We start from the raw sequence: 12371 nt of genomic DNA, 5'->3' as shown, positions 1-12371 counted from the left end.
GGCAGGGGAGTGGCGGAAACTGTGGATAACCTTCGAGCACCCCCGATGCCGCGGGCATCCGCTTCCGGGGGGGCTTAAACGCCGCCGGGCGGGTGCGGTTCGAAGGAACCGTACCCGCCCGGCGGAGCAGTGCGTGTGTGCCGTTACTGGAAGTCCGCGGAGGACTTCTGCAGGGTCTCGAGCCACAGGCGACGCGCATCCAGGGCTTCCTGGGCGGCCTTGACCTTGGACTCGACGCCCTTGGCCTTTGCCTTGGCCAGGTCCTCCTCGAGGCCGGCGATGGCCTCCTCGAGCTGGGTCAGCATGGAGTTCGAGCGTGCCTTGGTCTCCGGGTTGGACCGGCGCCACTGCTCGTCCTCGGCCGAGCGAACGGCCTCTTCGACTTGACGCAGCGAGGACTCCACGCGCTGCATGTCGGCACGCGGAACCTTTCCCGCCGCCTCCCAGCGGTCACGGATCGAATCCAGCGACTTCTTGGTCGCGGCCAGGTCCTTGATCGGCAACAGGGCCTTGGCCTCGACCAGCAGGGCCTCCTTGACGATGAGGTTCGCGCCGAACTCCTCGTCGATGGCGGCGTTCGCGGACTGGCGGGCCTCGAAGAACACGTCCTGCGCGGCGCGGAAACGTGCCCACAGGGCGTCGTCGTCCTTGCGCGAAGCGCGCTTGGAGGCCTTCCACTCGTCCATCAGGCGACGGTATTCGCCGGCGGTCGGTCCCCAGTCGGTCGAACGCGAGAGTTCCTCGGCGCGTGCGATCAATGCTTCCTTGGCGGCCTTGGCCTCGGAGTTGGTCGCATCGAGCTGCGAGAAGTAGGCCCGGCGGTGGCGGTCGAAGGTGGTGCGGGCGCCGCGGAAGCGCTTCCACAAGGAATCCTCGGTGGATCGTCCCAAGCGAACGCCTGACTTCTGGGCGGTCTTCCAGGCGTCGAAGAGGTCGTTCATGCGGTTGGAGCCTTGCTTCCACTGCACGGTCGTCGGATCCGTGGCGGCCAGCGCCTCGGCCTCGGCGACGATGGCCTCGCGGGCGGCGAGCTCGGTGGCGCGCAACTCCTCATTGGCCTTGCGCTCGGTGGCAACCAGTTCGGCGACGGCGGCGCGGGCGGTCTCGATGCGCGCTTCCAGTGCCGGGATATCCCCGACCATGGCACGCTCGGCCACCGTGGCGGCGAGGTGGTCCAAGGTCTTGTTCATGTCAGAGCTCGGGGCCTTGGCGGCGACGCGCTGCTCCAGGAGCATGAGCGAGGAGACGACCTCGTCGTGCTTGCGCACGAAGTAGGCCAGGGCCTCTTCGGCGGTGGCATCCGGGTACTGGCCGACCGGGTGCTCGGCGCCATCGACGAGAAGGAAGACATGGCCGTCCTCGGAAACACGGCCGAACTTGGCGGCTTCCTCCGGCGGGGTGGTAAACGTCGGGGGAGCGGCCACGGGGGTGGCGACCTTCGCGGCGTGCTTGCCCGATGGGCGCGCGGACGGGGCCATGGCCGCCGGAGTCGGCACGGCATGTGCAGCGGGCTTGGCTGCTGCCGGGGTTGCCTCGGCGGCGGGTGCTTCCTGGGCCGCTTCTTCCTCAACTGCCGGGGTTTCCGTTTCGGGTGCCTCCGCTGCCGCTTCGGGTTCTGCAACCGGGGTTGCCGCGGCAACGGGTGCTTCCTGCGCTGCCGGGGCTTCCGTTTCCGGTGCCTCCACTGCAGCTTCGGGCTCGGCAACCGGGGTTGCCTCTACCGTGCTTTCGGTTTGCTGCTCCTCGGCCGCTGCTGCTGGCTGGAGATTGTCGTCGGATTGCTGACTGGTGGTCACCGCTGAAACTCTTTCGCTAAGGTTCGGCCCCGGTTATGCGCCGGGACACAACTGTCTCCGCCACTTTACCCGCCATGTCCCAACCGCCGGTACTCCTGCGCCGCAAAACCCTGACGCATTCGCGTCGTTTCGCCATCGGCGCAGTGGCGCGCCATTAGACTTGGTTCCCTACGTGCCTGCCGCCAATGGCCGAATCCCTCGGACCGACGGCCCGCGGTCCGTGGCAACCAACCAGTTTTCCCCCTTACTAGGAGTACAGACTTCATGGCACGCAAGGCCTCACTATCCGGCTTCCCCGAATGGCTCCCGCAGGAGCGTGCGGTGGAGCAGCATGTATTGGACACGCTGCGTCGGATCTTCGAGCTGCATGGGTTCGGCAACATCGAGACCCGCGCCGTGGAAACCGTCGGACAACTGCTGCGCAAGGGCGAGATCGACAAGGAAGTCTACGGACTCTCCCGCCTGGCCGCCGAGGAATCCGCCAAGCACGACCCCAACGCGCTGGCCCTGCACTTCGACCTGACCGTCCCTTTCGCCCGCTACGTGGTGGAAAACGCCGGACACCTGGCCTTCCCGTTCCGCCGCTACCAGATGCAGAAGGTCTGGCGCGGCGAACGCCCGCAGGACGGCCGATTCCGCGAATTCACCCAGGCCGACATCGACGTGGTGGGCGACGGAGAACTGCCCTTCCGCTACGACGTGGAACTGGCCCTGGTCATCGCCGAGGCACTTTCCGCCCTGCCCATCGGGGACTTCCGCCTGCGCGTGAACAACCGCAAGCTCGCCGAGGGGTTCTACCTTGGCCTGGGGCTCGAGGACACCGCCGGCGTGTTGCGCTCCATCGACAAGCTGGAGAAGATCGGTGCCGAGAAGGTGGCCGAGCTGCTCAAGACCGAGCTCGGCGCCAACGACGAGCAGGCTGCCGCTGCCCTGGCACTGGCGCAGATCTGCACCGCAGATGTCTCCTTCGTCAGGCAGGTCCGCGCACTGGGTGTCACCCACCCGCTGATGGAAGAGGGCCTTGACGAGCTCACCCAGGTGATCGAGGCAGCCGTGTTGCGCGCCCCGGGCAAGGTCGTCGCCGACCTGTCCATCGCCCGCGGCCTGGACTACTACACCGGCACCGTCTACGAGACGGTCCTGGTCGGCCACGAATCGCTCGGCTCGATCTGCTCCGGCGGGCGCTACGAATCCCTGGCCTCCACCGGCAAGAAGAACTACCCGGGCGTCGGGCTGTCCATCGGCGTGACCCGCCTGGTCTCGCGCATGCTCGCCGAGAACACCGCCGTAGCTGCACGTTCGGTGCCCAGCGCCGTGTATGTCACCCTGGCCAACGACGATTCCTGGAACGATGCCCAGGACGTGGCCGCCGAGCTGCGCTCCCGCGGCATTGCCTGCGAAGTTGCCGCCAAGGCGGAGAAGTTCGGCAAGCAGATCAAGTACGCGGACAAGCGCGGCATCCCCTTCGTCTGGTTCACCACCGCCGAGGGCACCCACGAGGTCAAGGACATCCGCACCGGTGCCCAGGAAACGGCGGACCCGGCCCTGTGGACCCCTGCGGCCGAGGACCTCAACAACCTGGTTGGCGCGCCGGCCCCGGCCGTGGCCTAGCAAACCCCTCTGCCGAGTCACGAAAGCGGGTGCCGCCTGCCACCGCTTTCGTGACTCGGCACACACCTTTCCCGGTTCCGTGGTTGCCACCGACCGCATGCCGGTAAACTCGCACATAGATTCTTCCCAATTCCGCGCTCCCCATGGGGGGTGCGCCCGTGCCGCGGGCGCCCGCCCGTGACCGGAGACCCACGCGGAAATTTGCACCTTTGTAGAAAGGAATGCAGTGCTACGCACTCATCAGCTCGGCACCTTGACCGCCGAGCACATCGGAGAAACCGTCACCCTCACCGGTTGGGTGGCCCGCCGCCGCGACCACGGCGGGGTCGCCTTCCTTGACCTGCGCGACGCCTCGGGCTTCGCCCAGGTCGTGGTGCGCGAGGAAGAGGTTTTCCACCCGCTGCGCAACGAATTCGTCCTGCAGATCACCGGCAAGGTCGAGCGCCGCCCCGAGGGCAACGAGAACCCGGCGCTGGCCACCGGCGAGATCGAAGTCATCGCCGAATCCGTCGTCGTGCTGAACACCGCCGCGCCGCTGCCGTTCCAGATCGACGAGCACGTCGAGGTCGGCGAGGAGGCGCGCCTGCGCCACCGCTACCTGGATCTGCGCCGTCCCACCCCGAACCGCAACATCCGCCTGCGCTCCGAGGCCAACCGGATTGCCCGCAACCTGCTGCATGACGACGGCTTCGTGGAAATCGAGACCCCGACGCTGACCCGTTCCACCCCCGAGGGCGCCCGCGACTTCCTGGTCCCGGCCCGCCTGGCCCCCGGATCCTGGTACGCCCTGCCGCAGTCCCCGCAGCTGTTCAAGCAGCTTTTGCAGGTCGGTGGCTTTGAGAAGTACTACCAGATCGCCCGCTGCTACCGCGACGAGGACTTCCGCGCGGACCGCCAGCCGGAGTTCACCCAGCTGGACATCGAGGCCTCCTTCGTCGAGCAGGACGACATCATCGCCGTGGGCGAGGCCCTGGTGAAGGAACTGTGGAAGCTGATCGACGTCGAGATCCCGACGCCGATCGCCCGCATCACCTACCACGAGGCCATGGCCAAGTACGGTTCGGACAAGCCGGACCTGCGCTTCGGCCTCGAGCTGACCGACATGACGGAGTTCTTCAAGGACACCGAGTTCGGCGTCTTCAAGGCCCCGCACGTCGGTGCCGTGGTCATGCCCGGCGGCGCCTCCCAGCCCCGCCGCACCCTGGACGGCTGGCAGGAATTCGCCAAGCAGCGCGGCGCCAAGGGCCTTGCCTACGTGCTCTACAAGGAGGACGGCGAACTTGCCGGCCCCGTTGCCAAGAACCTGACCGACGTTGAGCGCGCCGGCCTGGCCGAGGCCACCGGAGCCAAGCCCGGCGACTGCATCTTCTTCGCCGCCGGTTCCAAGAACGAGGCACGCGCATTGCTCGGCGCCGCCCGCGTGGAAATCGGCCACCGCACCGGTTTGATCAAGGAAGGCGACTGGGCATTCGTCTGGGTCGTCGACGCACCGATGTTCGAGCCTGCCGCTGCAGCTGTCGCCTCGGGCGACGTGGCCGTCGGGTCCGGCGCCTGGACCGCCGTTCACCACGCCTTCACCTCCCCGAAGCCAGAATTCATGGACACCTTCGACACCGACCCGGAGAACGCACTCTCCTACGCCTACGACATTGTCTGCAACGGCAACGAAATCGGTGGCGGCTCGATCCGTATCCACCAGCGCGACCTGCAGGAGCGCGTGTTCAAGATGATGGGCCTTGACCAGGAAGCGGCACAGACGAAGTTCGGGTTCCTGCTCGAAGGCTTCAAGTACGGCGCCCCGCCGCACGGAGGAATCGCCTTCGGCTGGGACCGCGTGCTGCAGCTGCTCACCGGCTCGGACTCGATCCGCGACGTCATCGCCTTCCCGAAGACCGGTGGTGGATTTGATCCGCTCACGTCCGCTCCGGCTCCGATCACGGCCCAGCAGCGCAAGGAGGCCGGCGTCGACTCGAAGCCGGAGGCCAAGAAGGCCGACTCCAACGAGCCTGTCTCGGCCGAAGCCAAGTAGTCCGCACCGCTCTTAAGCGGTTGCCGGGAGGGCGTCCACCATCACGGTGGGCGCCCTCTTGCTTGCCAGCGGGGTTTTGCGCGGGGGAGCGGCAGGGTGTCAAGCGGCAGGCCAGGGCAAATCCGGCGGGCGTGGCGGGGGTCTTGGGAATGGAAACGTCGCCTTGTCGGCGACCGATTTGTTGTGCCCGGCGCTTGCTGTGCTGTCGCATCCTTGCCGTGCGCTGACGACATGTGAAGGAAGGCGTGGAAAACAGGTGCGAAAAGTGGACAACCTTAGTAAGATTAATTATCTAGATAAATTTTTGACTTAGTCCGTCCTTTGGCGGCGTGCGTCATGGCGGTACCTCGCCTCCACAGAAAGGCCACGACATGAACCCCTTGATCCCGGCGTCCTCACGCCGTTTCGCCCCGAATCATGGTGCCGAACAACGCCGCAGGGCGGGGGAGCGGTCATGCTGAGCAACGACAAGGCGTTTCCCGGTGCGTGGCAACGGGCGCTGCTGCCCTTGAGCCTGCTCGATGCGCTGGAGGCAGGACCCAACCACGGCTATGCACTGGAGCGGATGCTCGAAGCGCGCGGGTTTTCTCCCATCAAGGGGTCGACGCTGTACCCTGCCCTGGTCAAGCTGGAGGCTGCGGGACTCATGGACAGCATCTGGGAAGACGGCGACGGGGCACCGGGCCGCAAGGTCTACACGCTCACCGGCACCGGCCGTGGCCACCTGGCCGCCCAACGCGAACTATGGGCCTTCTTCCAGGACGCGGTGCTGCGGGAATGATCACGTGCCCCAATGTCGATGTCCATCAGTTGTGCCGGCGAGCCCGGCCGGCCCTCCGCGTTGCCGATGCCCGGGATCCCCTTGTACTTCAGCAGGATTGACCAGGGTGCCGGGTGGGGTGTGACCGGCTCAGCCGGGCAGGTCGTCGGTGTCGACGATGAGGGTGTACGGTCCTGAATTCACCAGCGACACCTCCATCATCGCGCCGAAAACGCCGGACTCTACGTGCGCCCCGAGCTTGCGGAGCTGATCCATGAACTCCTCGTACAATGGCTCGCTCACCGCGCCGGGAGCCGCAGCGGTCCAGCCGGGACGCCGCCCTTTGCGCACGTCCCCATACAGCGTGAACTGGCTGATGACCAGCAACGGCGCCCCCAGGTCCTCGCACGATTTCTCGTTCTCCAGCATGCGCAGACGCCACACCTTGGCCGCGAGCTTGGCCGCCAAGGCCGGGGTGTCGCCGTGGGTCACGCCCAGCAACACCACCAGTCCGGGTCCGTCGATCTTCCCGACCACCAAACCCCCAACCTCGACCGAGGCCCGGGAAACCACCTGCAACACAGCCTTCATTCATCCGCCTTCTCATCGTTGTCCATCGCCCCGGCGCACTTTCGCCGCGCAAGTGCCGCCGAACGTAGCGAGCCTACCGTTTTGCCCGGGCCCGGGCACATTCGGGCGACGCAGGGACACCGCCCCACTTCCCCGCACAACCGGGACGATCCCGGGGCAGGCGCGGGCCGGAAGGCGGAAACTGGTGGACATGGGCACACCTCTAGCTGCACCACTTTCGGCGCAGGAGTTGACCGCGGAGCTTGGCCGGAAGATGGCCGCCGCGGCACTTGCCCTGTCCGAGGTCACCGCGCAGCTGGGACAGGTCGCGCTCGATGCGGCCTCCGGTGCGGCGATGATGGGCCTGCTCGAGCGCAGCCACCGCGCCATCGCCTATGGCCAGCTCGTGGTCGTCCAGCGCGCCGCAGCCGCCGAGGTTCACCGACTTGAACCTGTCATCGCCCAGGAGATCGACGAACTCGTGGCCCACCCCGAGGAGCTGGCAAGGGGCACCGCCGCCATCCCGACCGAACAATTGCGCCCCGGGATGGCGCCGCACCGCAACATCCTGGCCTACATGCAGGCGCACCTGCATATTTCCGGTTCCGATGGCCGACGCCGCATCACCGGCGCCAAGCTCCTGGTGGCCCCGGCCAAACCAGTGAACGACGACGGGCCCTCGGCGGCACCCAGCTACCCTATTCTGGCCAGGGCCGCCGCCGACGGCAGCGCCGACGTCGGCAACCTCGCTTCCGTCGCCGGCCGGCTCGACTCCATGCAGCCGCGCATCAAGCCGCGGCCCGACGCCGGCAAGGTCAACAACGCCATCGAGGAATCCCTGGTCCATGAGGCACGCAACGGCGAGCCCAAGATGTGCGGCAAGGCACTGCAGGACTGGGGCAGCTTCCTGGCCGAGAACGGGACTCCCCTCAGCGATGAGGAAATCCGCGCCAGGCGGGGCTGCTTCTACCGGGGATTCCGTGACGGCAGCGACGAATACCTGCTGCGCTGCGATCCCCTCGACTCGGAAACCATCGTCGCCTTTGGCGAGGCTTGGACCAATCCCCGCTCGCTGAAGGCCCCGCCGTACTCCGCCTCCACGAACCCCGGTCCCGCCACGTCCGCCCCGGATGACGACACTGCCGCCCCCGCCGGTGGGGCCGCCACCGGGACCCCGCGCTTTTCCCCGGCGGGCGCACCCGCACCGGGGTGGGCCGTGCCAGCAGATGGCGGGGACGAGGACATCCCGCTGAGTGGAATGGCCTGCGGACTTCCCCCGGAAGGCCCGGGGCTCGCGGCCCTGACGGCACAGGACCCACGCACCAGCCCGCAGCTGCTCCTCGATGCCCTCGTTGCCGCATGCTCCGGAGCATTGAACGGCACCGACATAAGCGAAACCGGCGGCATGCGAGTCAAGATCGGCGTCCTGATCGGCTACCGCAGCCTGCTGGGCCAGTGTGAAGAAGCGGGATTGACCGCACACAACCGTCCCATCTCCGCGGCCAACATCAGGAGACTCGCCTGCAATGGCGACATCCTGCCGGCTGTCCTCGGAGAAAACGGGGAGGTCCTCGACCTGGGCCGCGAAGTCCGCGGCTTCTCCAAGGCCCAGCGCAAGGCCATCGCCATCAGGGATCGCGGGTGCATCATGCCCGGCTGCACGCGGCCCGCCTCGACCTCCGAATGCCACCACGTCATACCCTGGCTCGAAGGCGGCGAAACCAATGTGGGAAATTCGGCACTCCTGTGTGAATACCACCATGTCCAGGTGCATGCGGGACTCATTACGCTTAAGTCGATCGATGGTGTTCCCTATGTCATCGCCATCGACGGACAACCTCGCGGCGCACCGCAGCGGAACCTTTACTGGCACCCCGAGCTTCGCACCGTCGGATTCACGGCGCCCCTGTTCGACTAGGGCCGCCAGCGATTCGCGACGGCGGCACGCCGGTCGTGCCGCACCAAACTCCCGGGTGTTGTCTTTCCTGCTGGTGGGGTTGTCCCCAGCACCGCCGTTGGGACTGATGTGACAGCACCCGGGCCCTACCGCCGACGAAGCGCCGTCAGACGCTTTGGGGCGCACCGATGCATCCACGGTCCCGTCAAGCCCCGCCGAGGGGGAAAACCACCCTAATCGGGGGCGGGGAATCGTCGGCGGCAATGCTGAACTAGGCTGGTGGAGTGAACGATCTGCTCAGTGCCTTGGGTGACGACGAGGAAAACGACGAAGAACATGTGCGCCCGCGCGCGCCCTTGGCGGTACGCATGCGCCCGCGCTCGGTCGAGGAACTGGTTGGCCAGCAGCACTTGCTCAAGGCCGGCTCCCCGTTGCGCCAACTGGCAGGCATCGACGGGCCGGGCCCCTCCGGGCCCTCAAGCATCATCCTCTGGGGTCCGCCCGGCACCGGAAAGACCACCATCGCCCACGTGATTGCCCGTGCCCCGGGCCGCCGTTTCGTCGAGCTCAGCGCCATCACCGCCGGAGTCAAGGACGTCCGTCGCGTCATGGACCAGGCGTTGGAGGACCGCGACTTGCGCGGCTTCACCACCGTCCTGTTCCTTGACGAGATCCACCGCTTCAACAAGGCCCAGCAGGACGCCCTGTTGCCGGGGGTGGAAAACCGCTGGGTCGTACTTGTCGCGGCAACGACGGAAAACCCGTCGTTCTCCGTCGTCTCCCCGTTGCTCTCGCGCTCATTGCTACTGACGCTGCGCCCCCTAGTGGAGGGTGACATTGCCGCGCTCATCACTCGCGCCCTGGCCGACGAACGCGGATTCAACGACGAGCTGGTTCTGGACCCGGCGGCACTTGACCATTTGGTGCGCATGGCCGGAGGGGATGCGCGCCGGGCGTTGACCGCCCTTGAGGCCGCCGCCGCAGTGGCCTGGAGCGCCGCCGAGTCACACGGACTGCTGGCCCGCCGCACCGCGCAGAAGTCGGAGGCGGAATCCGCCGGGGAACCTTCGGACGCACAGCCGGGGAAGGGCCCGGCGGAGGAACCCCCCGGAGCACCGCAGGATCCTGACACTGCCAGTGGCCTGGAAGCCGAGACCAGCGACGGAGACCGTGACGCCGGTGGACTGAGTCCCACTGGCCAGATCATCATCACCATCGAGCACACCGAACGCGCCATGGACGCAGCGGTGCAGCGCTACGACAAGGCGGGGGACCAGCACTACGACATCATCAGTGCCTTCATCAAGTCCATCCGCGGTTCGGACGTGGATGCGGCCCTGCACTACCTGGCAAAGATGTTGGAGGCCGGGGAAGACCCGCGCTTCATCGGCAGGCGCATCATGATCAGCGCGTCGGAGGATATCGGCATGGCCGATCCCAGCGCCCTTCAGACGGCCGTCGCCGCGGCCCAGGCCGTTCAGCTCATCGGCATGCCCGAGGCCCGGCTCATCCTGGGACACGCCGTCGTGCACCTTGCCACGGCTCCGAAGTCCAACGCCGCCTACAACGCCATCAACGCCGCCGTCGCGGATGTCAGGGCCGGCCGCGGCAGGGGAGTGCCCATGCATTTGCGCGACGCCCACTATGCCGGCGCCCAAGGGCTGGGTCACGGCAAGGGCTACCAGTATTCGCATGACGCCCCGCATTCGGTGGCCACCCAGCAATATGCACCCGATGACCTGCTGGGGGTCGATTACTACAAGCCCACCGCCAACGGGGCCGAACGTTCCATCGGTGAGCGAGTTGAACGCATCCGCGGAATCATCCGGGCCAAGGACCGCCGGACCAAGTAATCGATCGTGGGCAGCGGACAGATCTCACATGCCCGCCACCCTCCGAAGGTTAACGTTGGGTTTGGCGGCGGTGGTAGGATTGATCCTTGGCTGGCAAGCTGTCCAACTGCACACCATCCGAAACCCCGGTCTCGGACGGTGCGCAATGTGGCAGTTGTAGTGAATAGGGAAGCGGCTTCCCACAACTCTCCATCATGGAGGCCAGACCCAATGACAGCCGCTCACAAAAGATAAGGACACTCGTGGCTAACAACACTCGTGCCCGCCGCAAGGTTCGCCTCTCGCGAGCCCTCGGCCTTGCCCTGACTCCCAAAGCTGAAAAGTACATGGAGCGTCGTCCCTACGGTCCGGGCCAGCACGGCCGTGCCCGCAAGAAGCAGGACAGCGACTACGCAGTGCGTCTTCGCGAAAAGCAGCGTTTGCGCGCCCAGTATGGCATCCGCGAAGCACAGATGACCCGTGCCTTCGAAGAAGCCAAGCGCACTGCGGGCCTGACCGGTGAAAACCTGGTTGCCCTTCTGGAAATGCGTCTGGATGCCTTGGTTCTGCGTGCAGGCTTCGCCCGCACCATCGCCCAGGCCCGTCAGCTGGTTGTGCACCGCCACATTATGGTCAACGGCCAGCGCGTGGACCGTCCGTCGTACCGCGTGTCCGAGGGTCAGCTGATCCACGTTCACGAGCGTAGCGAAAAGATGGGCCCGTTCCAGATCGCCGCTGCAGGCGCCCACCGCGATGTTCTCCCCGCCGTTCCGGCCTACCTGGACGTCAAGCTTGAAGCCCTTCAGGCCAAGCTCGTCCGCAAGCCGAAACGCTCCGAGGTTCCCGTAACCTGCGAAGAGAACCTCGTCGTCGAGTACTACGCACGCTAAATCCGTCGGGTTCACGCCCAACGAATTGAGCTTGCAACACGAAGCCCGTGGCCACGCGCCGCGGGCTTCGTGTTATCCAAGACGTTTCGGTTCCGTGCTATCGCCAACCTTTCGGTAAGGTGGAAAAGCACATGTCACCAACCGTAGAGGAAAAGCACATGACAGGGTCGGATATCGCCGGACTCATCGCGGCAGGCGTTTTTGCCGTGCTGGTGGCACTGCTTGCCATCCCCATCTGGAAGCTCGGCAAGGTGTTCGATGAGCTCCGCGCCGCAGTGAAGGACGTCTCCGACGGCACCACCCCGCTGCTGACCGAGGTCACCAGTACCGTGGCCACCACCAACGACCAGCTGCGCAAGGTCGACGGCATCACCTCGCACGTCTCCGACGCATCGGCGAACATCAGCGCCTTGTCCTCCTTGACCGCAGCCACCGTCGGGAGGCCGCTGATCAAGGTCGCGGCATTTACCGCCGGGGTCCGTTCGGTCCTCGACACCAAGCCGAGCGGCAAGGGACGACGCTCGCGCTGATTCCTGCCCGCGGCAACGAGGGCACCGGTCGCGGCCGCCTGCCGGTACGTGCCATGCAGCAGCACCAGGCAGGGCACGAACCAACCATCCACGAAACGAGGAAACCGCAGATGAAGAAACTATTCTGGGTCGGCATCGGAATCGGCGTCGGCGTCCTGACCGCCCGCAAGCTCGGCCAAGCCAGGGATCTTGCCAGCTCCGACGGACTGAACCGCACCGTTGGGCGCATCGGCGATTCGCTGCAGGAACTGGCCGAGGCCTTCCGCACCGGCATGAATGAACGCGAAACGGAATTGCGCCAGGCCCTGGGCCTGGATGAAACACCCGGCCCAAGCCACCACTAGACTTATTTTCGTGGCACGCGTGCCGGTCGCCTCCGCCATGGGGGTTCCCGGCACCACGCGGTTCCCCGGCCGATAGGCCCCGGGGGAGCGGCACGTGTACGCCACACCCGAG

Annotated in this window: 10 protein-coding genes; 8 read left to right on the top strand and 2 right to left on the bottom strand. The window is 66.5% G+C overall.

Going from position 1 to position 12371, the window contains the following annotated elements; all coding sequences use genetic code 11:
- Positions 1–143: 143 nt before the first annotated feature.
- On the bottom strand, positions 144–1796 hold the full coding sequence (locus Q2T94_RS18820) for a DUF349 domain-containing protein (protein WP_302266148.1): 1653 nt from the start codon (positions 1794–1796) through the stop codon (positions 144–146).
- Positions 1797–2060: 264 nt separating this feature from the next.
- On the opposite strand from Q2T94_RS18820, the gene hisS reads away from it, so the two are divergent.
- From hisS to Q2T94_RS18805, 3 genes are all read left to right on the top strand, one after another.
- The gene (gene hisS, locus Q2T94_RS18815) at positions 2061–3407 is read left to right on the top strand and encodes a histidine--tRNA ligase (RefSeq protein WP_302266147.1); all 1347 of its coding nucleotides are present in this window, start codon (positions 2061–2063) and stop codon (positions 3405–3407) included.
- Positions 3408–3633: 226 nt separating this feature from the next.
- A complete protein-coding gene (gene aspS, locus Q2T94_RS18810) occupies positions 3634–5436 on the top strand; it encodes an aspartate--tRNA ligase (protein ID WP_302266146.1) in 1803 nt (600 codons plus the stop codon).
- Between the two features lie 454 nt (positions 5437–5890).
- A complete protein-coding gene (locus tag Q2T94_RS18805; protein WP_264268978.1) occupies positions 5891–6217 on the top strand; it encodes a PadR family transcriptional regulator in 327 nt (108 codons plus the stop codon).
- Positions 6218–6346: 129 nt separating this feature from the next.
- On the opposite strand, the gene dtd is transcribed toward Q2T94_RS18805, so the two are convergent.
- Positions 6347–6787 (bottom strand): D-aminoacyl-tRNA deacylase, encoded by a 441-nt coding sequence (gene dtd, locus Q2T94_RS18800; protein WP_264268977.1) that lies wholly within the window; start codon positions 6785–6787, stop codon positions 6347–6349.
- 190 nt (positions 6788–6977) lie between these two features.
- Here dtd and Q2T94_RS18795 point away from each other — a divergent pair, with 190 nt between their 5' ends.
- The 5 genes from Q2T94_RS18795 to Q2T94_RS18775 all read left to right on the top strand — a co-directional run bounded on the left by Q2T94_RS18795 (position 6978) and on the right by Q2T94_RS18775 (position 12259).
- Complete coding sequence (locus Q2T94_RS18795; protein ID WP_302266145.1) at positions 6978–8684, top strand: HNH endonuclease signature motif containing protein; 1707 nt, start codon at positions 6978–6980, stop codon at positions 8682–8684.
- Positions 8685–8947: 263 nt separating this feature from the next.
- On the top strand, positions 8948–10516 hold the full coding sequence (locus tag Q2T94_RS18790) for a replication-associated recombination protein A (RefSeq protein WP_436836840.1): 1569 nt from the start codon (positions 8948–8950) through the stop codon (positions 10514–10516).
- 242 nt (positions 10517–10758) lie between these two features.
- On the top strand, positions 10759–11385 hold the full coding sequence (gene rpsD / locus Q2T94_RS18785) for a 30S ribosomal protein S4 (protein ID WP_264268975.1): 627 nt from the start codon (positions 10759–10761) through the stop codon (positions 11383–11385).
- 158 nt (positions 11386–11543) lie between these two features.
- The gene (locus tag Q2T94_RS18780) at positions 11544–11915 is read left to right on the top strand and encodes a DUF948 domain-containing protein (protein ID WP_264269198.1); all 372 of its coding nucleotides are present in this window, start codon (positions 11544–11546) and stop codon (positions 11913–11915) included.
- 110 nt (positions 11916–12025) lie between these two features.
- Positions 12026–12259 carry a hypothetical protein gene (locus Q2T94_RS18775; RefSeq protein ID WP_264268974.1) on the top strand — a complete coding sequence of 78 codons (234 nt, stop codon included), beginning with the start codon at positions 12026–12028 and terminating at the stop codon, positions 12257–12259.
- Positions 12260–12371: the final 112 nt, after the last annotated feature.

Origin of the sequence: Paeniglutamicibacter sulfureus (assembly GCF_030512175.1) — a bacterium.
Taxonomy (GTDB): Bacteria; Actinomycetota; Actinomycetes; order Actinomycetales; family Micrococcaceae; genus Paeniglutamicibacter; species Paeniglutamicibacter sulfureus.
This window is presented reverse-complemented; position numbering and strand designations above follow the sequence as displayed.

Coding starts and splice junctions, on each gene's coding strand:
- hisS (WP_302266147.1), top strand. CDS start 2,061: ATGGCACGCAAGGCCTCACTATCCGGCTTCCCCGAATGGCTCCCGCAG.
- Q2T94_RS18805 (WP_264268978.1), top strand. CDS start 5,891: ATGCTGAGCAACGACAAGGCGTTTCCCGGTGCGTGGCAACGGGCGCTG.
- dtd (WP_264268977.1), bottom strand. CDS start 6,787: ATGAAGGCTGTGTTGCAGGTGGTTTCCCGGGCCTCGGTCGAGGTTGGG.
- Q2T94_RS18795 (WP_302266145.1), top strand. CDS start 6,978: ATGGGCACACCTCTAGCTGCACCACTTTCGGCGCAGGAGTTGACCGCG.
- Q2T94_RS18780 (WP_264269198.1), top strand. CDS start 11,544: ATGACAGGGTCGGATATCGCCGGACTCATCGCGGCAGGCGTTTTTGCC.
- Q2T94_RS18775 (WP_264268974.1), top strand. CDS start 12,026: ATGAAGAAACTATTCTGGGTCGGCATCGGAATCGGCGTCGGCGTCCTG.